Here is a 23,287-nt window from a genome sequence, read left to right as displayed (position 1 = left end):
ATGGCAAATAACGTTACCGGCCTGCTGCGCATTATCAAAGCCGCAGGCTACTCCTGGCAGGGTATACGCGCAGCGTGGCAACATGAGGCGGCTTTTCGTCAGGAGGCGATCGCGGCGGCGATCGCGGTGGTCATCGCCTGCTGGCTGGATGTGGACGCGGTGACGCGCGTGCTGCTGATTGGCTCGGTGATGCTGGTGGTGGTGGTAGAGATCCTGAACAGCGCGATTGAAGCGGTGGTCGACAGAATTGGTCAGGAGCGTCACCCGCTGGCGGGGCGCGCCAAAGATATGGGCTCTGCCGCCGTGCTGCTGACCATTCTGCTTGCGCTGTTTGTCTGGATTTCGCTGCTCTGGCCGCACGCGCATTAAGGCCTGAAGTACCGATATATCGCTGATTTTTGCCGCAGCTGCGGTTTTCATTTCGCCAATACCTGTATATACTCACAGCGACTGTATAAACAACCAGGGGGCGGGATGAAAGCGTTAACCAGCAGGCAGCAGCAGGTCTATGACCTGATTCGCGACCATATTAATTCAACCGGCATGCCACCAACGCGTGCTGAAATTGCTTCACAGCTGGGCTTCCGCTCACCCAATGCGGCTGAAGAGCACCTGAAAGCGCTGGCGCGTAAAGGGGTCATTGAGATTGTCTCTGGCGCCTCACGCGGCATTCGCTTGCTGATGGAAGAAGAGACAAGCGGCGGATTGCCGTTAATCGGACGTGTGGCTGCCGGCGAGCCGCTGCTGGCTCAGGAGCACATCGAGACCCATTATCAGGTCGATGCTAACCTGTTTAAGCCGAGCGCTGATTTTCTGCTGCGCGTCAGCGGAATGTCGATGAAAGATATCGGGATTATGGATGGCGATCTGCTTGCCGTACATAAAACCCAGGATGTGCGTAACGGCCAGGTCGTGGTAGCGCGCATCGATGATGAAGTCACCGTAAAACGCTGGAAAAAGCAGGGTGCTATCGTGCATCTGCTGCCAGAAAACAGCGATTTTCAGCCTATCGAAGTGGATACGCGCCAGCAGTCACTGACCGTTGAAGGTCTGGCGGTGGGTATTGTCCGCACCGGTGAATGGCTGTAATACCTGGTTAGTCCCCCTGCTGCGGTCTGTGCCTGCACAGACCGCAGTCTGCTATATTACCCCTCTGCTTCCAACCGTGACGCCGTGCAGCTGCATGAGGCGCGTTGCCCGCATTAACAGGACTGGCTGATGCCGCTGTTTACCTCTTCTGACCGCACGCTCTGGCGGCTGGCGCTGCCAATGATCCTCTCTAACATCAGCGTACCGCTGCTGGGCATTGTGGATACGGCTATTATTGGTCACCTCGACAGTCCGGTTTATCTCGGCGGCGTGGCCGTGGGCGCAACCGCCACCAGCTTTGTATTTATGCTGCTGCTGTTTCTGCGCATGAGCACCACCGGTCTGACGGCACAGGCATTTGGCGCCCGGGATACACCTGCGCTGGCGCGTGCGCTGATCCAGCCGATGCTGATTGCGCTGACAGCAGGCGTGCTGTTCATTGCATTACGTACCCCGGTCAGCGAGCTGGCGGCCGCGCTGATGGGTGGCAGCGAGGCGGTGCAGCAGCAGGCACAAACCTTTATCGCTATCCGCTGGCTCAGTGCGCCTGCCACACTGGCAAATCTGGTGATCCTGGGCTGGCTGCTCGGCGTACAGTATGCGCGCGCACCAATGGTGCTGCTCATCACTGGTAACGTTGTGAATATCCTGCTTGATTTGCTGTTTGTTCTGCAGTGGCACTGGGGCGTGGCGGGTGCCGCCGCGGCCACCGCCGTCGCGGATTATGTGACGCTGGCGGCAGGGCTGTGGATGGTGGCACGTGTGCTGGCGCTGCGCGGCATATCATTTTCACTGCTCAAAGCCAGCTGGCGCGGCGACACCGCGCGCCTGTTCCGTCTTAACCGCGACATCATGCTGCGTTCGCTGCTGCTGCAGCTCTGCTTTGCCTCGCTGACGCTGCTGGGCGCGCGGCTCGGCCCTGAGGTGGTCGCGGTCAATGCGGTATTGCTGATGTTTCTGACCTTTACCGCCTATGCGCTGGATGGCTTTGCCTACGCGGTGGAAGCCTGCTCCGGTGAGGCCACCGGCGCAGGCGATCGCAGCCGGCTGCGGCTGATCTGGTATGCCGCCTGCCGGCAGGCGGGCATCGTGGCGCTGCTGTTTGCGGTAATTTACGCCGTCTGCGGCCCGGCAATTATCGCGCTGCTGACCTCTATTGAATCGCTGCGCGAAGCGGCCGACCGCTACCTTATCTGGCAGGTGATCCTGCCGCTGGCTGGCGTCTGGTGCTATCTGCTGGACGGTATGTTTATCGGGGCCACACGCGGCCGCGATATGCGCAACAGCATGCTGCTGGCGGCGCTGGGCTATGCACTGACGCTGCTGACGCTGCCGTGGCTCGGGAACCATGGCTTATGGCTGGCTATTACCGTATTCCTCGCGTTAAGAGGCATTACTCTGGGACTGATATGGCGCTATCACTGGCGGCGCGACAGCTGGTTCAGCGTGTAATGTCATCGGGTTAACCGGCAGCGCATAAAACTGGCGAATTGTGCTGCGACGGTTAACCTTAATAGGACAGATCGCAGGTCAGGCGGCGGTTCAGCCACCGCTGTGGTGGCGTTCCGTCTGGCTCAGCAAACTGTGGAGACGCGTAATGAACAGAGATGAAGCGAGCGGCAGCTGGAAACAGTTCAAAGGAAAATGCAAAGAGCAGTGGGGCAAGCTGACTGATGATGACCTGAGCGTGATTGAAGGCAGGCGCGACCAGCTGATTGGCAAAATTCAGGAGCGCTATGGCTATGCGAGAGCAGAAGCGGAGCGCGAAGTGAACGAATGGGAAAGCCGGCACAACGATCGTCGCGACTAGCGCTACCCCGGTTCAGAACATACCCCCCGCTCGCAGGCCTTCAGGCGTGCACTCAGCCCTTTTTACCGCGTTTTTTACTCATGGCTTCATGATCGTGCGCGCAGCTGGCGTGCTGGGTACAGGCAGCAATTTCAGCGCAGTTTTCGCACAGGCCGTGCGCTTCAATCACCGTATGGCGCAGGCTGAAGTTCGCCTGGTCAGCCAGTCCCGCAATGATTTTTTCCACGCCGTGTGCCTGTTGTTCACTCACGGCGGCACAGCTGTCGCAGACCAGCATAACAGAACTGTGGGCCGGCTCATTAACGTGATGACAGACCACATAGCTGTTGTTGGACTCCACGCGGTGGATAAATCCCTGTTCCAGCAAAAAGTCGAGGGCACGGTAAATCGTGGGCGGCTTCGCCTGAGGTTCACTCATACGCAGCTGATCCAGCAGATCGTAGGCGCTGACAGAACCTTTCTGCTCAGCCATCAGGCGCAGTACTTCGGCACGCTGCGGCGTAAGACGCACGCCGCGATCGAGACAGAGCGCCTCAACCTGGGTCAGCAGCTGCGCTGGGGTAAGAGTTGACATAATGTTCTCCGGCTTACAGGTGATGTTATTTTATCACACTCCATCCGCCCATGCTGTTTTTGCCTGCTCTGGCCTAAGCGTGCTGTCGATCACACATATCCGGCAATTTTAAGAGTGTTTTACGCGCTATTTTTGCTTTGCAAGTGACCAGATTCCCGATATGGTTCAGGCAGGCTAAAGTTATCACTGGCCTTACAAGAGCAATAATTCGCCTGAGTGGCTAAAAAAAGCGCAGAGTGGCGCATTCGTGTCCAATTCTGCGAACAGCAGTGCTTATCCCTTTCAGTTCACAGCAATGAAGCGTTAGCCGCCATTCAGAATAGCGGTTAACACCATTATTTCGCCTACGCGACACTCAATAATTTTTTAAGGTGATAGCAGCCTCATGACGACAACACGCTTTACGCTGGCCCGGGTGGCTTATTTTGCTGGTTTAAACGCGCTGCTGGCTTCCTCTTCAGCGCTGGCCGCGGGAACCTGGTATGATGCGCGCAATGATGCGATGGGCGGAACCGGTGTCGCTTCGTCGCACTGGAGTTCTGCCGTGCTGGCTAACCCGGCGCTGATGACGCGTGCGCAGCCGGAAGAGAATGCCGGCATCATTTTTCCCTCTGCCGGATTACAGGTGACGGATAAAGACAAGCTGGTCGATCGTATTGATGACATCACCGATACGGTTGATCGCTATCGCGACGTAATTGATAACATCAACGAGAATCTCATCTCGGATCCGTTTGCTGCCATCAATGCCGTGCCGCAGCTGCGTGCCGCAGCCGGCGATATGGCCGATCAGCTGCGCAGGCTTAAAGGTAATAAAGCGGATGCGACCGCAGGCGTTGCAGTGGCCGTTACGGTTCCGAATGAGACGCTGCCGTTTGCCTTTATCACCAAAGCGTATGGTACCGCCCATATTCGTGCCAACGTGGTTCAGAGCGATATCGATTATCTGGACAGTCTGGCAAACGGCGCGTTTCCGCAGCCGGGCGATCAGGATAACCTGCGCTCCAGCGCGAACGGACTGGCAGCGCTGGTCACCGATTATGGTATTGCCATGGCGCATGAGTTTACGGTTGCCGGTCACCCGGTCTCGCTGGGTGTTACGCCTAAGCTGCAGAAGACCTGGCTCTATAACTACAGCGCCAGCGTCTATAACTACGATAAAAACGATCTTAAAAACGGGCGCTATCGCAGTTCAGACACCGGCTTTAACGTTGATGCCGGTCTCGCCACCCCGTTTGCTGAAAACTGGACGTTTGGTCTGACCGGCCAGAACCTGATCTCACGCGATCTGGATACCAAAGTTGTTAATGGCTATCGCGATACCTATCAAATTCGTCCGCTGGTAACGACCGGCCTCGCGTGGGAGCGCGGACCGGTTACCCTGACCGGCGATGTGGATCTCACGGAAACCAAACGCTTTAAGTCGCAGGAGAGCAGCCAGTATGCGGGCGCAGGCGCGGAATATCGCGTGCTCGACTGGCTGGCCCTGCGCGCAGGCTACCGGGCCGATCTGAAATCAAACGACGTTAACGTGGTTACTGCCGGTCTTGGTCTGTCGCCGTTTAACAATGCGGTGCATCTGGATCTGGCGGGCTCCGCCGGTAAAGATCGTACCTGGGGTGCGATGGTACAGCTCGGCTTTAACTTCTGACGGGTCTGTCACGGGCGGCTGTGTCGTCCGTGACGGCTGTGGTATCATTGCGCAGTTTCTCATCATTTAACTCCGGATCTACTGCGCTTCATGACTGATAACTTCTCTTCGCAACGCTTTTCCATCGCGCCGATGCTCGACTGGACCGATCGTCACTGCCGCTATTTTCATCGCAAGCTTACCGGCGATACGCTGCTCTATACCGAGATGGTGACGACCGGCGCGATTATTCATGGCAAAGGGGATTACCTTGCCTACAGCGAAGAGGAGCACCCGGTTGCTCTGCAGCTGGGCGGCAGCGATCCGGCGGCGCTGGCGCAGTGCGCCAGACTGGCTGAAGCGCGCGGTTACGATCAGATCAACCTGAACGTGGGCTGTCCTTCCGACCGCGTACAGAACGGTCGCTTTGGTGCCTGCCTGATGGCGGATGCGAACCTGGTGGCCGACTGTATTAAAGCGATGCGCGATGTGGTCTCTATTCCGGTCACGGTAAAAACCCGCATCGGTATCGACGAGCAGGAGAGCTACGCTTTTCTGTGCGACTTTACCGGCACCGTGGCAGAGCGGGGCGGCTGCGACACCTTTATCATTCACGCACGCAAAGCCTGGCTCTCAGGGCTGAGCCCGAAAGAGAACCGGGAGATCCCGCCGCTGGACTACCCGCGCGTTTATCAGTTAAAGCGCGATTTTCCGGCGCTGACCATCGCCATCAACGGCGGTGTGAAAACGCTGGAGGAGGCAAAGTCGCACCTGATGCATGTAGATGGCGTAATGATGGGCCGCGAAGCGTATCAAAATCCCTCTATACTGGCACAGGTCGATCGCACGCTGTTTGACCGCACAGCGCCGGCAGTGGATCTGGTGGCGGTGGTGCGTTCAATGTATCCCTATATTGAAGCGGAACTTGCGCAGGGTACCTATCTGGGACACGTTACCCGGCATATGCTGGGCCTGTTCCAGGGGATCCCCGGCGCGCGCCAGTGGCGACGTTATCTGAGCGAAAATGCGCATAAACCGGGCGCGGATGTGCGCGTGCTGGAAGCCGCGCTGGCGCTGGTGGCCGATCGCACCCCGCAGGAAGCGTAATCCGCGTTCTCTGAAAACCGCAGCAGAGATGGTGCGGTTTTATTTTGCCTGAAATCTGGTTTTTTTCACCACGTTTACTGAAGCACTCTGAATAAAGCCAATTTAATCAATTGGTTATAAAATGTCTATTCTGGCACGAAAATTGTATCTGTCAGGAGAGTTCTGACAGAGGAGGCTAAACGTGGAAATGGTATTTGTGCTCGGATTTTTTTTAATGCTGCTGCTGACCGGCGTTTCTCTGCTGGGGGTGATTGCGGCTTTAGCCGTTGCCACCGCGCTGATGTTTTTAACCGGCCTGTTTGCGTTTGTCATAAAACTGTTACCCTGGCTGCTGCTGGCCGTGGTCGCTGTCTGGCTTTGGCGCCACTTTACGACGCCAGGTGGCAACGCCCGACTGAACCGGCTTAAAAGAAAAATCAGCCGAATGGAGCGACGCGGCTGGTAATAAATGCGGCTCAGATCACAGCGCTGAATGCTGCTGGCATCAGATAAGCATTAAACATATTTTTTACTTATATTTTCTGCCACTATACGAATACAGATTCAGTACCGCTGTCCCTACACCAGCGCGAACGAAAAAAAAGAATCAGGGGCTTCCTTCAGGAAGCCCTCTTTTTTTGGCTGAATCAGGGTAATAGCAGGCTGGAGCCCTGCGTCGCACGACTCTCCAGACTCTGATGCGCGCGCACGGCATCACGCAGCGGGAATTTCTGCTGTTCCGGTACGTTCACCTGAATGGCGCGACTGGCTATCAGCGAAAAGAGTTCACTGCTTGCCTGCTCCAGCTCCTCACGGTTTGTGATATAGCCAAACAGCGACGGGCGGGTAACAAACAGAGAGCCTTTTTTGTTGAGAATACCCAAATCCACGCCGGTTACCGGGCCGGAAGCGTTGCCAAAGCTCACCAGCAGCCCGTGGCGCTGCAACGAATCCAGCGATGCTTCCCAGGTATCTTTACCGACAGAGTCATACACCACGGCCACCTTTCTTCCCTGCGTCAGTTCGCTGACACGCTGCGCAATATCCTCTTCGCGATAGTTAATGGTGGCCCATGCGCCGGCCGCTTTAGCCGTCTGCGCTTTCTCTGCGGAACCCACCGTGCCGATAAGATGTGCGCCCAGCGCTTTGGCCCACTGACAGGCAATCAGGCCCACGCCGCCTGCGGCAGCATGAAACAGAAACGTTTCATCTGCTTTCACTTTCCAGGTCTGACGCAGCAGATACTGGACCGTCAGCCCTTTGAGAAATGAGGCGGCCGCCGTTTCAAAAGAGATACTTTCCGGCAGCAGCGCCAGCCGCTCCTCCGCAACGTTGTGTATTTCGCTGTAAGCGCCCAGGACGGCCTGACAGTAAACCACCCGATCGCCAGGCTGAAAACGCGTAACCGCCGCGCCCACTTTGCTCACCACGCCAGCCGCTTCGGTGCCGAGTCCGGAAGGAAAATCTGAAACCGGATAGAGCCCGCTGCGCACATAGGTGTCGATATAGTTAATGCCTATCGCCCGGTTTTCCACCTGCACCTCATGCTCAGCCGGATCGGCAGGATCAAAATCAACCCACTGCAAAACCTCCGGGCCACCGTGCTGACTGAACTGAATACGCTTTGCCATGCTGACTCCTGTGAATGTTCATCCGGGGGCGGTATACTTGCGCGTCCCTTTCACGATCGGTAATGCATTCACTATGGCAGGAAATAAACCCACCAACAAATCGAACGAACCCCGCGATCGGCAGCTGGAAGGCGTAAAAATGCCGCCGCACTCCATAGAAGCGGAGCAGTCGGTGCTGGGTGGGTTGATGCTGGACAACGAGCGCTGGGACAACGTCTCTGAGCGCGTTGTTGCAGACGATTTTTTTAACCGCTCGCACCGCATGATTTTCGCTGAGATGCAGCGGCTGCTGGAGCTGGGCCAGCCTATTGACCTGATTACCCTGTCAGAGTCGCTGGAAACGCGCGGCGAGCTGGAGATGGCGGGCGGCTTTGCCTATCTGGCCGAATTAGCAAAAAATACGCCAAGCGCGGCGAACATTAGCGCTTATGCAGATATCGTGCGTGAACGTGCAGTGGTGCGTGAGATGATCGCGGTGGCCAATCAGATTGCCGATGCCGGTTACGATCCGCAGGGCCGGAGCAGTGAAGACCTGCTCGACTTTGCCGAATCCAACGTCTTTAAAATTGCCGAGCAGCGCGCGAATAAAGATGATGGCCCGCAGAACATTGAGCAGATCCTTGAAGCCACCGTTTCCCGGATAGAAGCGCTGGTCTCCACGCCGCATGACGGCGTAACCGGCGTAGATACCGGCTATCAGGATCTGAACAAAAAAACGGCCGGTCTGCAGGGGTCCGATCTGATTATCGTGGCCGCGCGTCCTTCCATGGGTAAAACCACGTTCGCCATGAACCTGTGCGAAAATGCGGCGATGCTGAATGAGAAGCCGGTGCTGATCTTCAGTCTGGAGATGCCCAGCGAGCAGCTGATGATGCGTATGCTGGCGTCACTGTCGCGCGTGGATCAGACGCGTATTCGTACCGGTCAGCTGGAAGATGAGGACTGGGCGCGCATCTCCGCCACAATGGGTATTCTGCTGGAGAAGAAAAACATCTTTATTGATGACTCTTCCGGCCTGACGCCAACCGAAGTTCGCTCGCGTGCCCGCCGCGTGTTCCGCGAGAATGGCGGTCTGAGCATGATCATGATCGATTACCTGCAGCTGATGCGCGTACCGTCGCACTCCGAGAACCGTACGCTGGAGATCGCAGAAATTTCGCGCTCCCTGAAAGCTCTGGCTAAAGAGTTGAATGTGCCGGTCGTGGCGCTGTCGCAGCTAAACCGTTCACTGGAGCAGCGCGCAGATAAACGTCCGGTTAACTCCGATCTGCGTGAGTCCGGCTCGATCGAGCAGGATGCTGACCTGATCATGTTTATTTACCGCGATGAGGTGTATCACGAGAACAGCGATCTGAAAGGCATTGCTGAGATCATCATCGGTAAACAGCGTAACGGGCCAATCGGCACCGTGCGTCTTACTTTCAACGGCCAGTGGTCGCGTTTTGACAACTACGCCGGCCCGCAATACGACGACGAATAAGCCTTTACCTGCCTGTGCATGCACGTTTTGTGCATGCATCTCACGTCATCAGAAAATAGTGTTGGACAAGCTTGCCTGCTATCAGGTTATCTGTGCCAAAGCGAACGGGATAACGCTGTGGGATCAGAATGACGCAGGTAGACGATTACGATCTTAAGATATTGACGCTATTACAATCTAATGGCCGCCTCACCAATCAGGAGCTGAGCGATCTGGTGGGTCTGTCCGCATCACAGTGCTCACGCCGCCGTATTAATCTTGAACAGGCGAATTTAATTCTCGGCTATCACGCCCGGCTGTCGCCCGATGCGGTAGGCCTCGGCATGGTGGGGCTGATTGAAGTGCGGCTGAAAAACCATACGCCCGATTATGAAGATAATTTTTTGCAGATGGTTGAAGCAGAACCTGCCATTGTTGACGCGTTTAAAACCACCGGAGACGCTGACTATCTGCTGAAAGTGGCAGTGGCCGATCTCGCCTCGCTGAGTGCGCTGATCAGCCAGCTGGTGGCGGGTCATCAGAGCGTGTCGCACGTTAAAACGGCGGTGGTGCTCAACCGGCTGAAAGAGAATGGCCTGATGATGAAGCCTGCGCACAAAGTGCGCCATAAAGGTGCATAATGCGCCATAAAAGTGCATCAGATTGCTTTTTTATGCTTACTTCTCGCGAAAAATACCGAATTTGTGCATGAATCAACGGTTTTATTTTGACTGATGCATAAAAACACGCAATAAAGCGCCTTAGATATCAATGGGATAATCGCTGGCACCCTCCGGCTGAGCAGCAGCAATGCCGGAGTGGTGCGTTTTTTGCAAATGTATCGCTTTTATTTGCACAGAGATCTCCCGATGGACAATATCGCTCAGCCAGTGGCGGCTCCTCATTCCCGTATTGAAGATGCGCTGGCTATCGTGCTGGGAACGCTGATGGTCTCATTCGGCGTTATGCTGCTGAAACAGGCGGGCGCGCTGACCGGCGGAACAGCCGGTATCGCCTTCTTAATCAGCTACCTTTCGTCATCCTCTTTCGGTGCCGCCTTTTTTGTCATCAATCTGCCGTTTTACTGGCTGGCTATACGCCGTATGGGGTGGGAATTTACCTGCAAAACCTTTGGCGCCGTCGCGCTGGTCTCCCTGTTTACCCAGCTGCATCCGCTGTTTGTCCACTTTTCGGCATTAAATCCTTTTTATGCGACACTGTTCGGTAACGTGGTCATGGGGATCGGGTTTATAGTGTTGTTTCGCCACAAAGCCAGCCTGGGCGGGATCAATATTCTGGCGCTCTGGTTACAGGATCGCACCGGGTTGCGTGCCGGGAAGCTACAGATGATGGTCGATACCTGCGTGGTCGGCGCCTCGCTGTTTGTTGTACCGCCACCAATGCTGCTGGCCTCTGTTGCGGGCGCGGCGATCCTTAACCTTATCATTGCAATGAACCATCGTCCCGGCCGCTATCAGGTATAAAAGCGCCGTCTTACGCTTACTAACGCATTTTTATGGAGATCTGCACCGTGTTTCAAAACGTTGATGCCTACGCCGGCGATCCGATTCTGTCGCTGATGGAAACCTATAAACAAGATCCGCGCGCGCATAAGGTGAATCTCAGTATCGGCCTGTTCTACAACGAAGCGGGAATTGTTCCGCAGCTGCAGGCCGTTGCGGCAGCAGAAGAGCGTCTGCAGGCGCAGCCGCATCAGGCATCACTTTATTTGCCGATGGAAGGTTTAGGTCCTTATCGCAACGCGATTGCGCCGCTGCTGTTTGGTCACGACCACCCGGTGCTGAAGGCGGGACGCATCGCCTCTATTCAGACGCTGGGGGGATCCGGTGCGCTGAAAGTAGGGGCTGATTTCCTCAAGCGCTATTTTCCGCACTCTGAGGTCTGGGTCAGCGACCCGACCTGGGAAAATCACGTAGCGATTTTTAACGGCGCGGGTTTCGCGGTAAATAGTTATCCCTGGTATGACGCTGAGACCAACGGCGTTAAGTTTGACGCGTTTATCAGCTGCCTGAAATCGCTGCCGAAGCACACCATTGTGCTGCTGCATCCCTGCTGTCACAACCCGACCGGTGCCGATCTCACTGATGCCCAGTGGGATGAGACCACCGCCGTGCTGAAAGCGCAGCAGCTGATCCCGTTCCTCGATATCGCCTATCAGGGCTTTGGCGCAGGAATGGAAGAGGATGCTTACGCCATTTGCGCTATTGCCGCAGCGGGTCTGCCGGCGCTGGTGAGCAACTCATTTTCTAAGATCTTCTCGCTCTATGGCGAGCGCGTGGGCGGGCTTTCTGTGGTCTGCGACAGCGCCGAAGAAGCGGGGCGGGTGCTGGGCCAGCTGAAAGCAACCGTACGCCGCAACTACTCCAGCCCGCCAAATTTTGGTGCCCAGGTGGTCTCCTGCGTGCTGAATGATGCCGCACTACTGAACATGTGGCTGGCCGAGGTTGACGCAATGCGCCTGCGTATTGCGGAGATGCGCCAGGCACTGGTCAGCGAACTGCAGGCGATTCTGCCGGGCAAAAATGTCGACTACCTGCTGAAACAGCGCGGTATGTTCAGCTATACCGGCCTCAGCGCACAGCAGGTTGATCGGCTGCGTGATGAGTTCGGGATCTATCTCATCGCCAGCGGGCGTATGTGCGTTGCTGGCCTGAATCACAGTAACGTTAAACGCGTTGCAGAGGCGTTTGCTGCCGTTATGTAACCGCCGGACGCAACACCACGAACCATCCGTTTAATGCGGATGGTTTTTTTTTGCGCGCGCCAGGCCACGCTCATGCTTTTTACAGTGGCAGGGTTTACCTTTCGCCAACATGCTGCACACTTAAGAGACCTGTTTTTTTAGGACGTTGATATGTGGCAGCAACAAACCCTTACCCTGAGCGCAAAAGCGCGCGGGTTTCACCTCATTACCGATGAGGTCTTAAGCCAGCTTAACGGCCTTGCCGGCATGCGCATTGGCCAGCTGCATCTGCTGTTACAGCATACTTCTGCGTCGCTGACGCTGAATGAAAACTGCGATCCCACCGTGCGCAGTGATATGGAACAGCACTTTTTACGGCAGGTGCCTGAAAACGCAGACTGGCAGCACGATTATGAAGGGGCCGATGATATGCCTGCCCATATTAAGTCATCGCTGCTGGGCGTTTCACTGCTGCTGCCGGTGAGTCACGGGCAGCTGATGCTGGGAACCTGGCAGGGGATCTGGCTGGGTGAACATCGCATACAGGGCGGTGCCAGACGCATCGTCGCGACTTTACAAGGGGAGTAACCGATGACGATTTCTGAGCTATTGACCTACTGCATGAGTAAACCCGCCGCAGAGCAGGACATTAAAGAGGCGTGGGATGCGACACAGATCAAGAGTCACGGCGTGCTGTTTGCCATGCTCTATGAAAAAGCGGGACGGCCGGCGGTGACGCTGAAAACCTCTCCCGCGCTGGCCGAGCTGTTGCGTGAAGAGCACAGCGACGTCTTTCCCAGCGAATATCTGAATAAATCCTGCTGGAGCACGCTGTGGCTGGATGGCTCGCTGAAGGATTCGCAGATTTACTATCTGGTTGACGCCTCCTATCAGCAGGCCGACGCCACGCACGCGGCGGGCGCCGGCCAGCACAACGTCTGAGCCGTTACGCCGCAGACGTGTCGCGCAGGGTGTTGATGTCGATGACAAAGCGATATTTCACATCGCTTTTCAGCATGCGCTCATACGCCTCATTGATCTGATCCATGGCAATCAGTTCAATGTCTGAGGTGATGCCGTGCTCGCCACAGAAATCGAGCATCTCCTGCGTTTCAGCGATGCCGCCGATCAGCGAGCCAGAGACACTGCGGCGCTTGAAAATCAGGTTAACCACCTGAGGTGCCGGATGATCGTGCTCGGGCACACCTACCAGCGTCATATTACCATCGCGCTTCAGCAGGGTAATAAACGGGTTAAGATCGTGCTGCGCGGCTACCGTGTTCAGAATAAAATCGAAGCTATTCGCATGGGCCGCCATCTGATCGGCATCTTTAGAAATCACCACTTCATCAGCGCCAAGACGTTTGCCATCTTCGACTTTTGATGGCGATGTCGTAAACAGCACAACCTGCGCGCCCATCGCATGGGCAATTTTCACGCCCATATGGCCCAGACCGCCAAGGCCAACGATGCCAACTTTTTTACCCGGGCCGACATTCCAGTGGCGCAGCGGCGAGTAGGTGGTGATCCCCGCACACAGCAGCGGCGCAACGCCTGCCAGGTCGAGATTTTCCGGCACGCGCAGCACAAAATCTTCGTTGACCACCATGCTGGTGGAGTAGCCACCGTAGGTGACCGCGCCGGTTTCGCGATCCTGGCCGTTGTAGGTGCCTGTCATGCCCTCTTCGCAATACTGCTCCAGTCCTTCCTGACAGCTCGGACAGCTGCGGCAGGAGTCAACCATACAGCCAACGCCGACGAGGTCGCCGGGCTGATATTTATGGCTGTGCGCGCCCACGGCGGTTACGCGGCCGACAATTTCATGGCCCGGTACGACCGGAAAAATCGTGTTGTTCCATTCGTTGCGCGCCTGGTGCAGATCGGAGTGGCAGACGCCGCAATAGAGCACTTCAATTTCCACATCATGGTCACGCAGTTCGCGCGGTTTGTAGTCGAACGGGGCGAGCTTTGATTTGGCGTCCTGTGCGGCCCAGGCATGGGTAATATTCATGGTGTCTCCAGTCGGATGTGTCGTGAGTAGGGTATGCAAACGCCTTACGGGGTTCGAAAGGCCGGAACGCTGAGGCAGCGTTAAAAGCAGACCGCTATAAGCGTAGTCAGCCAGCCTGGATGGGGCTATGCCTGAAGATGCCTGATTCTTGCCTGTTTCTGCATTTTGCTGCGCAATCAGGCAGCGCTGAACAGCTGAAAAATAAAAAGCCGCCCCGGAGGGCGGCCTGATAACGACAAAGCTTATGAACCGAAAAGCCTTACTTCTTCAGCATCGGTTTCAGGAAGCGTGCGGTATGTGACTTTTCACACTCTGCCACGGTCTCCGGCGTACCGGCGACCAGGATCTCACCGCCGCCGCTGCCGCCTTCGGGTCCCAGATCCACGATCCAGTCTGCGGTTTTAATCACATCCAGATTGTGCTCAATCACCACGATGGTATTGCCCTGATTACGCAGCTGATGCAGTACTTCCAACAGCTGTGCAATGTCGGCAAAGTGCAGGCCGGTGGTCGGCTCATCCAGAATATAGAGCGTCTGCCCGGTACCGCGCTTCGACAGCTCACGCGCCAGCTTGACGCGCTGCGCCTCACCACCGGAGAGCGTGGTAGCGGACTGGCCAAGACGGATATAGGAGAGGCCGACATCCATCAGCGTCTGCAGCTTGCGTGCCAGCGCCGGGACCGCTTCAAAGAAGTCGCGCGCTTCTTCAATCGTCATCTCCAGCACTTCGTGAATGCTTTTGCCTTTGTACTTGATCTCCAGCGTTTCACGGTTGTAGCGCTTGCCTTTACACTGATCGCACGGCACATAGATGTCGGGCAGGAAGTGCATTTCCACCTTGATCACGCCATCACCCTGACACGCTTCACAGCGTCCGCCGCGCACGTTGAAGCTGAAGCGGCCCGGATTATAGCCGCGCGAGCGCGACTCCGGCACACCGGCAAAGAGTTCACGCACCGGCGTAAAAATGCCGGTATAGGTGGCCGGGTTAGATCGTGGCGTACGCCCGATCGGGCTCTGATCGATGTCGATCACTTTATCGAAGTGCTCGAGCCCCGCGATCTCACGATACGGTGCCGCTTCACCGCTGGTTGCACCGTTAAGCTGCTGCTGCGCAATCGGGAACAGCGTATCGTTAATAAGCGTTGATTTCCCGGAGCCGGAGACGCCGGTAATACAGGTAAACAGGCCAACCGGCAGCGTCAGGGTCACATCCTTGAGGTTATTGCCGCGCGCGCCGGTGAGTTTCAGCACTTTAGCCGGATCGCCTTTCACCCGCTCGGCCGGCACCGCGATTTCGCGCTTGCCGCTCAGGAACTGCCCGGTCAGCGAATCTTCATTCGCCATAATGGCGTGTACATCACCTTCCGCCACTATCTGGCCGCCGTGTACGCCCGCGCCCGGACCGATATCAATGATATGGTCTGCCGCTCTGATAGCGTCTTCATCATGCTCAACCACAATCACGGTATTGCCGAGATCGCGCAGGTGGATCAGGGTCGAGAGCAGACGTTCGTTATCGCGCTGGTGTAACCCGATAGAGGGCTCATCGAGAACGTACATCACGCCAACCAGGCCGGCGCCAATCTGGCTGGCCAGACGAATACGCTGCGCTTCGCCGCCGGAGAGGGTTTCTGCCGAACGCGACATGGAGAGATAGTTCAGGCCGACGTTGACCAGGAAGCTCAGCCGATCGCCGATCTCTTTCAGGACTTTCTCAGCAATTTTTGCGCGCTGTCCGCTCAGTTTAAGGTTGGTGAAGAACTCCATCGCATGACCAATACTCATTTCAGAGATGGTGGGCAGGTTGGTATCTTCAACAAATACGTGGCGCGCTTCACGGCGCAGGCGCGTACCGTGACAGCTGGTGCAGGCGCGATTGCTGATAAACTTCGCCAGCTCTTCGCGTACCGCATTGGACTCCGTCTCTTTATAACGGCGCTCCATATTGTGCAGCACCCCTTCAAACGGGTGACGCCGCACGGAAGTATCGCCGCGATCGTTGATATATTTGAATTCAATATTCTCTTTGCCCGAGCCATACAGGATCACCTGACGCGCTTTATCGCTCAGGCTGCTGAACGGCGCCTCTACGTCAAAGTCGAGGTGCTCAGCGAGCGAGCGTAGCATCTGAAAATAGTAGAAGTTGCGGCGATCCCAGCCGCGAATCGCGCCACCCGCCAGCGACAGCTCAGGATTCTGCACCACGCGATCGGAGTCGAAGTACTGCTGCACGCCGAGGCCATCACAGGTCGGACAGGCGCCGGCCGGGTTGTTAAATGAAAACAGGCGTGGCTCCAGCTCTCGCATGCTGTAACCGCAGATCGGGCAGGCGAAATTAGCGGAGAAAAGCATCTCTTCGCTGTCTGGCTCGTCCATGTCTGCCACAATTGCGGTGCCGCCGCTGAGTTCAAGCGTGGTTTCAAACGACTCCGCCAGACGCGTGGCAAGATCGTCGCGCACGCGGAAGCGATCGATGACCACTTCAATAGTGTGCTTTTTCTGCAGCTCAAGCTTCGGCGGATCGGAGAGATCGCACACTTCGCCATCGATGCGCGCGCGGATGTAACCCTGCGCCGCCAGATTTTCCAGCGTTTTGGTGTGCTCACCTTTGCGATCTTTCACCACCGGCGCCAGCAGCATCAGGCGGCGACCCTCTTCCTGCGCCAGCACCTGATCCACCATCTGGCTTACGGTCTGCGCCGCAAGGGCGACGTCGTGATCGGGACAGCGCGGTTCTCCCACACGGGCAAACAGCAGGCGCAGGTAGTCGTGGATTTCAGTAATGGTACCCACTGTCGAACGCGGGTTATGCGAAGTCGATTTCTGCTCAATGGAAATGGCGGGCGACAGGCCTTCGATGTGATCGACATCCGGCTTCTCCATCAGCGAGAGAAACTGGCGCGCGTAAGCAGAGAGGGACTCTACATAGCGCCGCTGACCTTCAGCATACAGCGTATCAAACGCCAGCGATGACTTCCCGGAACCTGAGAGACCGGTGACAACGATCAGCTTATCGCGTGGAATGATCAGGTTAATATTTTTCAGATTGTGGGTGCGAGCACCGCGGACTTCGATCTTATCCATTCACCTTTCCCGGATTGAACTACACCCGCTATGCCAGCAAAGCATAACGGATAGAAACGCATCATTATGGCACAAAAAATAACCTGAATAAATATCCAGTAGTTTTATCCTTTGGTACACTAGAGACGCAAAACTGGAAGCACGCTCCAAAGTATCCATCATAGATCAGGACGTGTTAAACTTTGTCGTTTAGACTTATAGCATCAACTCATCGGGAGAGAGCAACATGGCCAGTCGTGGCGTAAACAAAGTGATTCTTGTCGGGAATCTGGGTCAGGATCCGGAAGTGCGTTTCATGCCAAACGGTGGCGCTGTAGCCAACTTCACGCTGGCCACGTCTGAAAGCTGGCGTGACAAGCAGACCGGTGAAAACAAAGAGAACACCGAATGGCACCGCGTTGTGCTGTTTGGCAAACTGGCTGAAGTGGCCGGTGAATATCTGCGTAAAGGCTCACAGGTCTATATTGAAGGTCAGCTGCGTACACGTAAGTGGCAGGATCAGAGCGGCCAGGAAAAATATACCACTGAGGTTGTTGTCAACGTAGGCGGCACCATGCAGATGCTGGGTGGACGCCAGCAGGGCGGTGCCAATGCAGGTGGCGCACCGATGGGCGGCCAGAGCAGCGGCGGAAATAACAACGGCTGGGGTCAGCCACAGCAGCCGCAGCAGCAGCAGTCTCAGGGCGGCAATCAGTTCAGCGGTGGCGCGCAGCAGCGTCCACAGCAGCAGAGCGCACCGGCGAACAACGAACCGCCAATGGATTTCGACGACGATATCCCGTTCTGATCCCCTGTTGCGTTAAAAAAGCCTCGCCTGCGAGGCTTTTTTTTTGATGGCCTGCTGCGATTCTGGCGCGCGATGAGGTTACCCGGCCTGAAAGTCTTTGTAGCTTAACAACGCTGACCGTTTATCCCGGCACCTTCGGGTCAGCCTGGTTTGTTATCTCTGCGGGATCACCTGTCAGCGGTTGTCTCTTTTATACACCTAACGCTGTGCCAGATGTGTCCCGTTTATCAGTATGCTGTTACCGGCTTTCGCTGACGCCGCTCGCCTGCCTGTTTGCGTATTCCGCTTTATCCTCATGCCACTGCCGGTGACGTAACGGCCCGCGTTAATGTGCAGCGTTATACCGGCGTTTTTAAGAATTTAGCCCACTCGCTTTTGCCTGACTTATCCGCCTTTTCGCCTGCGTATTCGCCGCTATATGCTCCTGAGCGGGCAGACAGGCTGTGTTTTAATCACCTTTTGACATAACGCTCTGCTGCTATGGCGTGCTCACCCTGGTGACAGATGCATCATGGCGTCTGTTTTTTATACGGAACGGGGGAGTAATTGCATATCAATGAGACGAAACGAGCATAAAAAATGACTAAAACTGCTCTTCTGCCCCTGGTTTTAATCAGAGAATGGTCCTGTTTATCCGGAAGTAAAACCATCCAGCTCTCAAGCAGGGGCACTTTGGTTAAGAATGATCCCGGTCACATTCCACAGAAAAATATTAAAACTGACGACAAATAACCGAATGTTATTTACCAGTGATAGCGCTTTTTACACCGTATAGTTTAAAGCTCATTACGTTTTTTCGCGGGAAAACTCCTGGAGATATTAAATCATAAATTGATTATTACCGGCGCTGCACTGATTTTTAAGCGCAGCCGTCAGGACCAGGATAAATGAGAGTGCAAAAGTGGTACGGCAGGGAAGGATCTTTAGCCAGGCTAATTAAACATCGGTGCGATTTAGCGTCATTAACAGCATTGTTAATGTAATAAACGAAGCGCCAATCTCACCGCAATGAGATTGGGCAACGTCTAACTGGCTTATACTACAAGACTTTTGCTGGTGTGAATCAATTTTACCGCAAAAAAAGAAGCATTTCCCTGATAGTAACCATCAGGAAAAAATGGTGCGAATTGTTATATTGTGAACGCCGAATTAAATGATCTTCATCTCTTCTGGTAAGAACAAATCTCAGCATTTAGTCAAATAACAGCGGCCTTGCATCTATTAGCGATTTTCCGATCCTGACGGGTAGTGGTAAACACTGCGGCTAATGTCGAGCAAACGACAGCTGCGGCGGGTTCCAATATCAAAGGTCGTCTGCAAAAAGTTGACTGCCTGACGCTTTTCATTGGTGGTAAAGAAGTTTTTAAGCACGCTCTGCAGCATCTCTTTGTCTGAACTCAACGTTTGCAGCTCACGGGTAAGATTCTGTAGTTTGTCCTCTAACTCTTTGATTTTTCTTCCTTCTTCAGAAGAAAGACCTGAAAATTTCTTTTTCCAGCTGTAGAAGGTAGCCTCTGAAATGCCGAGCTCTTCACAAATCTCCCTGACTTTTACTCCTGTTTCAGAAGCTTTAATGGCATTTGTGATTTGCTCTTCGCTATATCGTGACTTTCTCATAAATGCTCTTACCTTTCTTATCAATTAGTGGATGAGAATTACTGTATTAATATCTGGCACTGCAAAAACGGTATTAATGCAGTATTAAAGTGCGCGATTTGAATTGCGAGGGATAAATTAAGATATTTAGAATAAATATCATCATGGGATAAATCTTATTTTATTATGAATGCCAATGAACATCTTCCTGGCATTGGCTTTTTGATATAGATTCATTCCATCCCAAATGCAGAAAAATACGACAAACATTGGATATTCGGTACAGCTTTCTTGCAAAAAAGAGAGGGCGTGCCAGTAAACTTTTGTCTCGAATTCGGGTTGAAATCGTTTACATCCGCTGAAATTCGCACCAGATTTAATCAGAATTTTCCTGAATTTCTCTTCTAAATCCTGACGCGAGTCTCATTTTTCGGACCAGCCTGGTTTGAAGTTATTAATTTTTGTCAGGCCCACTGAGCGCTTGTTAATTCATTTCAAGGACGTTTTACCGCAAGGCAGTTGCTGTAAGTAATACTAAGGACCAGTCAATGAAATTGAGCGTAATGTCTAATGCCGTCTGGATGATGTCTGAAAAAGTCGTCTCGGTGTTCGGCGTCATCTTTGTCACCTCCTATGTGGCAAAATCGTTTGGCCCGACCATATTTGGCCAGATGGCATTTTCAGCTTCGCTATTCTCCATGGTGCAGACCGTGGCGATTTTCGGTACCGAAACCATCCTGTTCAAGCGCATCAGCAAAAGTGCGCCTAAAGGTCTGCGTCTGATGGCCGTGGCGCGTACCATGCGTCTCGCATTGCTGTTGCTGACCTCCATCCCGGTCTTGATTTGGGTCTGGTACAACATGCAGGAGAATTTTCTCGCTTTTGCGCTGGCCTCATTTATCTCCTCAGTGTTTGTAACGCAGGACACTTTTAGCGTCTACAACAACGCACGGCTCGCTTCGCGGCTCAATACGCTGGCTAACTCAGTGGGACTCCTGCTTGGCTTCGCCCTGAGCTTTACCATCGCATGGCTGCATCTCAATCCGCTGTGGCTGACCGTGTCCATCGTGGCGGTCACGCTGGTGCCTTATCTCATCAAGCGCATCAATTTTTACCGTGAGCATCAGGATATTGCGCCGCCGCAACAGAAACGCACCACCTATCTGCGCTACCTGATGTATGCCGGTTTGCCGCTGGCTATCTCCAGTATTTTTATCTCCGTGCAGGTGAAAGCGGCACAGATGTTCCTGGCCGGTATCGCCTCAGCCCGCGATCTGGGTCTGTTCGCTGCGGCCAATACTATTTCGGCTTCGTGGATTTTTATCCCGGTTGCCATCATCACTTCCTGCTTTTCGGAAATTTTCCGTGAGCGTGGAGCAGCCGCAATCAAACTCACCGCGCGGCTGAACGGCTATGTCATGGGAGTTTCATTGCTGTTATTGGCGGTGATCGCCATGTTTGGCGAGAAGATCATCATCGCGTTATATGGTCACGAGTACACACAATCGGGAAGTCTCGTTACGTTACTGTCGTTAGCAACCTGCTTTTCGGCAATGGGGACCGTAGCTTACCGCTACATGGTCAAAGAGGGCGGGTTTAACTATCTGCTGAAGAAGATCCTCTGCCTGATGGTCATCAGCCTGCCACTCTCATGGTGGCTGATTCAGGGCTACGGCATTATGGGTGCCGCCTGGAGCGTCTTCATCACTGAACTGCTCTCCCTTACCGTAATGAATTACTTCTTTAAAAACGGCGTCATTCAAAAAATTCAGGTTTCCTCACTCAACTACAAAACCTACAAATGAGGTCAGATATGCTCAGGTTGAAAGAAGAACTCAGAAGAAGCGTTCAGTATTTTATCAAGAAGATGCCCTGGGCTACGCAGGATCGCATCTACTACTTCCGTAAATTCCGTAAGCTGCCTAATCTGCGCGAGCCCAAGGTGTTTAACGAGAAGGTGCTGTATCGCAAATTTGTGTATGGCGACTATCAAATCTATGGTCGCCTGTCGGACAAGTATTCAGTACGTGAATACATTGCTGAGAAGGTAGGCAGTGAGTATCTGATCCCGCTGGTCTATGAAACCAGCGATCCGCATTCGCTCCATACGCTGTCGCAGTGGAAGAATACTGTGATCAAGCCTAACCATGGCTCTAACATGGTTGAAATCCTGCTGGAAGAGCCGGATGCGCTGAAGAAGCAGCAGATCATCAGCGACTGTCATCGCTGGCTGAAAACGGATTTCGCTAATGAAGCGCGTGAAATTCACTATCGCTACATTAAGCCGCGGATTCTGGTAGAGCAGTATATCGGTGATGGCAAAAGTGCGCCGATTGACTACAAATTTCACATGTTCAACAAGCGCGATGGCAATTTTGAATATGTGCTGCAGGTGATCTACAACCGCTGCAACCCGCTGTTGTCGATGAACTTTTACGTCAATAATCTGAATGAGGCGTATCACAAGATCCGCGATACCGGCCTGGATGTTGAGCCCATTTTACCGCAGCTGCAGAAGGCGCTGGCGCTGAGTAAGACGCTGGCCAGCGATTTCGACTATGTACGCGTTGACTGGTATATCCATGGGGAAGAGATCTACTTCGGTGAGCTGACCTTCACGCCGGGTGCCGGGCTGGTAACCGGTCTGGACCGCGGTCTGGACCAGATGATGGGTGATATGTGGATTCAGGATCGTCGCGGTACGAAGAGACCGGGCGTTTCGGTTGCGGAAGTCGGTATTCCCGCCGTGTTGAAGAAAATTTGATCGTACAGCAATATAAAGAACCCCGCGGCGCGGGGTTTTTTATGCGCTCTGTTCAGGGTATTGGCCACTCAGCCGGCGCCTGACTCATCACATCAATAAAAGCCTGTTTGCTAATCTGCATAAAGTTATGCACGTTCTCCATGCTCAGCGTAATCCCCAGCAGGCCGGTCACAAACCAGCAGGACATTCCCACGCCAAGGCCGCCGCACAGCAACGCCATAACCGGATGACTCTTTTGCCGCAGTTTTATTTTCATTGAGCTGGCGAGAAACATCAGAACGGCGCTCAGAATACCCCAGCGCATCACCAGTAAGCTGGTTGTTAACGTAGCCATTGAGAAAAAACCCCTTTGAATCAGCGATATCCCTGACATTAACCGGACATCACTGACGGCAAAGAGCGCGTCAGGAAACGCTCTCACGTCATAATAAGTGTGATTTGGATCACATTATATCAGCGAGTTTAAAATTTTGAACAAATTTTGTACCCGTAACTGCCGGGCTAAGGGGAGGGTGTGAAGCTGAAGAGGGGCGCCTGTGTATCAGGCGCACCGATCACCGGACAGGACAACATTCACCGGTGGTACGCTGAGCAAAACTGTTCATTGTGTCGCTGCAGCCAAAGCTTAGCAGGCGAGGTCGCTGTGCAATAGCCTGACGACGCATCGCGTGACGATACGCGGTAGGGGTCTGTGAAAACTGCCGACGAAACACGCGTGAAAAGGTTTGCTGCGAGTCGTAACCATACTGCATAGCGATATCAAAAACCGGCCGCTGCGTCTGCAGCAGCGCTTCTGCCGCCATTGTCAGACGTCGTTCACGAATATAGCCACCCAGCGTCTGTTTCGTCACGGTACGGAACATACGCTGCAGATGCCATTTTGAGTAACCCGATTTTGCCGCCACATCATCAATTGACAGTGCTTTATCCAGATTCTGATCGATCCAGTTAGTCAGTGAATGAATGATTTCCTGTTGCATCATAGCCTCATCCTTCTGAAAGGGTGTCACCCGGTGAGAAATTCGTACTTTTGATGGTGAGCGAGTATAGTTCCTCAA

23 protein-coding genes are annotated in these 23,287 nt (G+C 54.3%); 16 read left to right on the top strand and 7 right to left on the bottom strand.

Annotation, left to right across the window (positions count from 1 at the left end; translation table 11 throughout):
- The 4 genes from BBA90_RS18205 to BBA90_RS18190 all read left to right on the top strand — a co-directional run bounded on the left by BBA90_RS18205 (position 1) and on the right by BBA90_RS18190 (position 2,899).
- A complete protein-coding gene (locus BBA90_RS18205; protein ID WP_065650362.1) occupies positions 1-369 on the top strand; it encodes a diacylglycerol kinase in 369 nt (122 codons plus the stop codon).
- Between the two features lie 105 nt (positions 370-474).
- Positions 475-1,089 carry a transcriptional repressor LexA gene (gene lexA / locus BBA90_RS18200; protein ID WP_065650361.1) on the top strand — a complete coding sequence of 205 codons (615 nt, stop codon included), beginning with the start codon at positions 475-477 and terminating at the stop codon, positions 1,087-1,089.
- Positions 1,090-1,218: 129 nt separating this feature from the next.
- Complete coding sequence (gene dinF / locus BBA90_RS18195) at positions 1,219-2,541, top strand: MATE family efflux transporter DinF (protein WP_065650360.1); 1,323 nt, start codon at positions 1,219-1,221, stop codon at positions 2,539-2,541.
- 145 nt (positions 2,542-2,686) lie between these two features.
- The gene (locus BBA90_RS18190; RefSeq protein WP_065650359.1) at positions 2,687-2,899 is read left to right on the top strand and encodes a CsbD family protein; all 213 of its coding nucleotides are present in this window, start codon (positions 2,687-2,689) and stop codon (positions 2,897-2,899) included.
- Between the two features lie 52 nt (positions 2,900-2,951).
- Here the strand turns inward: BBA90_RS18190 and zur are convergent, their stop codons facing one another.
- Complete coding sequence (gene zur, locus BBA90_RS18185) at positions 2,952-3,473, bottom strand: zinc uptake transcriptional repressor Zur (RefSeq protein ID WP_065650358.1); 522 nt, start codon at positions 3,471-3,473, stop codon at positions 2,952-2,954.
- A gap of 385 nt (positions 3,474-3,858) precedes the next feature.
- On the opposite strand from zur, the gene BBA90_RS18180 reads away from it, so the two are divergent.
- The 3 genes from BBA90_RS18180 (at position 3,859) to pspG (ending at position 6,655) form a co-directional block, all read left to right on the top strand.
- Positions 3,859-5,124, top strand: a complete 1,266-nt coding sequence (locus BBA90_RS18180; RefSeq protein WP_065650357.1) for a conjugal transfer protein TraF — start codon at positions 3,859-3,861, stop codon at positions 5,122-5,124.
- A 90-nt stretch (positions 5,125-5,214) separates the two neighbouring features.
- The gene (dusA, locus tag BBA90_RS18175) at positions 5,215-6,210 is read left to right on the top strand and encodes a tRNA dihydrouridine(20/20a) synthase DusA (protein ID WP_065650356.1); all 996 of its coding nucleotides are present in this window, start codon (positions 5,215-5,217) and stop codon (positions 6,208-6,210) included.
- Between the two features lie 187 nt (positions 6,211-6,397).
- Positions 6,398-6,655, top strand: coding sequence for an envelope stress response protein PspG (gene pspG / locus BBA90_RS18170; RefSeq protein ID WP_065650355.1), 258 nt, complete (start codon positions 6,398-6,400; stop codon positions 6,653-6,655).
- A 181-nt stretch (positions 6,656-6,836) separates the two neighbouring features.
- Here pspG and BBA90_RS18165 read toward each other — a convergent pair whose 3' ends face one another.
- On the bottom strand, positions 6,837-7,820 hold the full coding sequence (locus BBA90_RS18165; protein ID WP_065650354.1) for a quinone oxidoreductase: 984 nt from the start codon (positions 7,818-7,820) through the stop codon (positions 6,837-6,839).
- A gap of 73 nt (positions 7,821-7,893) precedes the next feature.
- Here BBA90_RS18165 and dnaB point away from each other — a divergent pair, with 73 nt between their 5' ends.
- The 6 genes from dnaB to BBA90_RS18135 all read left to right on the top strand — a co-directional run bounded on the left by dnaB (position 7,894) and on the right by BBA90_RS18135 (position 12,925).
- The gene (gene dnaB, locus BBA90_RS18160; protein WP_065650353.1) at positions 7,894-9,300 is read left to right on the top strand and encodes a replicative DNA helicase; all 1,407 of its coding nucleotides are present in this window, start codon (positions 7,894-7,896) and stop codon (positions 9,298-9,300) included.
- Positions 9,301-9,428: 128 nt separating this feature from the next.
- Positions 9,429-9,920 carry an Lrp/AsnC family transcriptional regulator gene (locus tag BBA90_RS18155; RefSeq protein WP_039381989.1) on the top strand — a complete coding sequence of 164 codons (492 nt, stop codon included), beginning with the start codon at positions 9,429-9,431 and terminating at the stop codon, positions 9,918-9,920.
- 228 nt (positions 9,921-10,148) lie between these two features.
- A complete protein-coding gene (locus BBA90_RS18150) occupies positions 10,149-10,763 on the top strand; it encodes a YitT family protein (protein ID WP_065650520.1) in 615 nt (204 codons plus the stop codon).
- A 47-nt stretch (positions 10,764-10,810) separates the two neighbouring features.
- Positions 10,811-12,004 (top strand): amino acid aminotransferase, encoded by a 1,194-nt coding sequence (locus tag BBA90_RS18145; RefSeq protein WP_139074207.1) that lies wholly within the window; start codon positions 10,811-10,813, stop codon positions 12,002-12,004.
- A gap of 150 nt (positions 12,005-12,154) precedes the next feature.
- Positions 12,155-12,571 carry a secondary thiamine-phosphate synthase enzyme YjbQ gene (locus tag BBA90_RS18140; protein WP_065650351.1) on the top strand — a complete coding sequence of 139 codons (417 nt, stop codon included), beginning with the start codon at positions 12,155-12,157 and terminating at the stop codon, positions 12,569-12,571.
- A gap of 3 nt (positions 12,572-12,574) precedes the next feature.
- Positions 12,575-12,925, top strand: a complete 351-nt coding sequence (locus BBA90_RS18135; RefSeq protein ID WP_065650350.1) for an MmcQ/YjbR family DNA-binding protein — start codon at positions 12,575-12,577, stop codon at positions 12,923-12,925.
- Between the two features lie 4 nt (positions 12,926-12,929).
- On the opposite strand, the gene BBA90_RS18130 is transcribed toward BBA90_RS18135, so the two are convergent.
- Positions 12,930-13,994, bottom strand: a complete 1,065-nt coding sequence (locus tag BBA90_RS18130) for an NAD(P)-dependent alcohol dehydrogenase (RefSeq protein ID WP_065650349.1) — start codon at positions 13,992-13,994, stop codon at positions 12,930-12,932.
- A 259-nt stretch (positions 13,995-14,253) separates the two neighbouring features.
- On the bottom strand, positions 14,254-17,082 hold the full coding sequence (gene uvrA, locus BBA90_RS18125; protein ID WP_065650348.1) for an excinuclease ABC subunit UvrA: 2,829 nt from the start codon (positions 17,080-17,082) through the stop codon (positions 14,254-14,256).
- Between the two features lie 226 nt (positions 17,083-17,308).
- Here uvrA and ssb1 point away from each other — a divergent pair, with 226 nt between their 5' ends.
- Positions 17,309-17,869 carry a single-stranded DNA-binding protein SSB1 gene (gene ssb1 / locus BBA90_RS18120; protein ID WP_065650347.1) on the top strand — a complete coding sequence of 187 codons (561 nt, stop codon included), beginning with the start codon at positions 17,309-17,311 and terminating at the stop codon, positions 17,867-17,869.
- Between the two features lie 1,221 nt (positions 17,870-19,090).
- Here the strand turns inward: ssb1 and BBA90_RS18115 are convergent.
- Positions 19,091-19,486, bottom strand: coding sequence for a transposase (locus BBA90_RS18115; RefSeq protein ID WP_039382017.1), 396 nt, complete (start codon positions 19,484-19,486; stop codon positions 19,091-19,093).
- Between the two features lie 527 nt (positions 19,487-20,013).
- Here BBA90_RS18115 and BBA90_RS18110 point away from each other — a divergent pair.
- Positions 20,014-21,270: a polysaccharide biosynthesis C-terminal domain-containing protein gene (locus BBA90_RS18110; protein ID WP_039382019.1), complete on the top strand. Its 1,257-nt coding sequence runs from the start codon at positions 20,014-20,016 to the stop codon at positions 21,268-21,270.
- Positions 21,271-21,278: 8 nt separating this feature from the next.
- Positions 21,279-22,229, top strand: coding sequence for an ATP-grasp fold amidoligase family protein (locus tag BBA90_RS18105; protein WP_065650346.1), 951 nt, complete (start codon positions 21,279-21,281; stop codon positions 22,227-22,229).
- Between the two features lie 52 nt (positions 22,230-22,281).
- Here BBA90_RS18105 and BBA90_RS18100 read toward each other — a convergent pair whose 3' ends face one another.
- Together BBA90_RS18100 and soxS are read right to left on the bottom strand one after the other, a co-directional pair.
- On the bottom strand, positions 22,282-22,563 hold the full coding sequence (locus tag BBA90_RS18100; protein WP_065650345.1) for a YjcB family protein: 282 nt from the start codon (positions 22,561-22,563) through the stop codon (positions 22,282-22,284).
- Between the two features lie 220 nt (positions 22,564-22,783).
- Entirely contained in the window at positions 22,784-23,212 is a 429-nt protein-coding gene (gene soxS, locus BBA90_RS18095; RefSeq protein ID WP_065650344.1) for a superoxide response transcriptional regulator SoxS, read from the bottom strand.
- Positions 23,213-23,287: the final 75 nt, after the last annotated feature.

This window comes from Pantoea eucrina, from assembly GCF_001691555.1.
GTDB classification, from domain to species: domain Bacteria; phylum Pseudomonadota; class Gammaproteobacteria; order Enterobacterales; family Enterobacteriaceae; genus Pantoea; species Pantoea borealis.
This window is presented reverse-complemented; position numbering and strand designations above follow the sequence as displayed.

What these genes read in the sequence shown, in the direction of transcription:
- BBA90_RS18205 (WP_065650362.1), top strand. Translation starts at nt 1, where the DNA reads ATGGCAAATAACGTTACCGGCCTGCTGCGCATTATCAAAGCCGCAGGC.
- lexA (WP_065650361.1), top strand. Translation starts at nt 475, where the DNA reads ATGAAAGCGTTAACCAGCAGGCAGCAGCAGGTCTATGACCTGATTCGC.
- dinF (WP_065650360.1), top strand. Translation starts at nt 1,219, where the DNA reads ATGCCGCTGTTTACCTCTTCTGACCGCACGCTCTGGCGGCTGGCGCTG.
- BBA90_RS18190 (WP_065650359.1), top strand. Translation starts at nt 2,687, where the DNA reads ATGAACAGAGATGAAGCGAGCGGCAGCTGGAAACAGTTCAAAGGAAAA.
- zur (WP_065650358.1), bottom strand. Translation starts at nt 3,473, where the DNA reads ATGTCAACTCTTACCCCAGCGCAGCTGCTGACCCAGGTTGAGGCGCTC.
- BBA90_RS18180 (WP_065650357.1), top strand. Translation starts at nt 3,859, where the DNA reads ATGACGACAACACGCTTTACGCTGGCCCGGGTGGCTTATTTTGCTGGT.
- dusA (WP_065650356.1), top strand. Translation starts at nt 5,215, where the DNA reads ATGACTGATAACTTCTCTTCGCAACGCTTTTCCATCGCGCCGATGCTC.
- pspG (WP_065650355.1), top strand. Translation starts at nt 6,398, where the DNA reads ATGGTATTTGTGCTCGGATTTTTTTTAATGCTGCTGCTGACCGGCGTT.
- BBA90_RS18165 (WP_065650354.1), bottom strand. Translation starts at nt 7,820, where the DNA reads ATGGCAAAGCGTATTCAGTTCAGTCAGCACGGTGGCCCGGAGGTTTTG.
- dnaB (WP_065650353.1), top strand. Translation starts at nt 7,894, where the DNA reads ATGGCAGGAAATAAACCCACCAACAAATCGAACGAACCCCGCGATCGG.
- BBA90_RS18155 (WP_039381989.1), top strand. Translation starts at nt 9,429, where the DNA reads ATGACGCAGGTAGACGATTACGATCTTAAGATATTGACGCTATTACAA.
- BBA90_RS18150 (WP_065650520.1), top strand. Translation starts at nt 10,149, where the DNA reads ATGGACAATATCGCTCAGCCAGTGGCGGCTCCTCATTCCCGTATTGAA.
- BBA90_RS18140 (WP_065650351.1), top strand. Translation starts at nt 12,155, where the DNA reads ATGTGGCAGCAACAAACCCTTACCCTGAGCGCAAAAGCGCGCGGGTTT.
- BBA90_RS18135 (WP_065650350.1), top strand. Translation starts at nt 12,575, where the DNA reads ATGACGATTTCTGAGCTATTGACCTACTGCATGAGTAAACCCGCCGCA.
- BBA90_RS18130 (WP_065650349.1), bottom strand. Translation starts at nt 13,994, where the DNA reads ATGAATATTACCCATGCCTGGGCCGCACAGGACGCCAAATCAAAGCTC.
- uvrA (WP_065650348.1), bottom strand. Translation starts at nt 17,082, where the DNA reads ATGGATAAGATCGAAGTCCGCGGTGCTCGCACCCACAATCTGAAAAAT.
- ssb1 (WP_065650347.1), top strand. Translation starts at nt 17,309, where the DNA reads ATGGCCAGTCGTGGCGTAAACAAAGTGATTCTTGTCGGGAATCTGGGT.
- BBA90_RS18115 (WP_039382017.1), bottom strand. Translation starts at nt 19,486, where the DNA reads ATGAGAAAGTCACGATATAGCGAAGAGCAAATCACAAATGCCATTAAA.
- BBA90_RS18110 (WP_039382019.1), top strand. Translation starts at nt 20,014, where the DNA reads ATGAAATTGAGCGTAATGTCTAATGCCGTCTGGATGATGTCTGAAAAA.
- BBA90_RS18105 (WP_065650346.1), top strand. Translation starts at nt 21,279, where the DNA reads ATGCTCAGGTTGAAAGAAGAACTCAGAAGAAGCGTTCAGTATTTTATC.
- BBA90_RS18100 (WP_065650345.1), bottom strand. Translation starts at nt 22,563, where the DNA reads ATGGCTACGTTAACAACCAGCTTACTGGTGATGCGCTGGGGTATTCTG.
- soxS (WP_065650344.1), bottom strand. Translation starts at nt 23,212, where the DNA reads ATGATGCAACAGGAAATCATTCATTCACTGACTAACTGGATCGATCAG.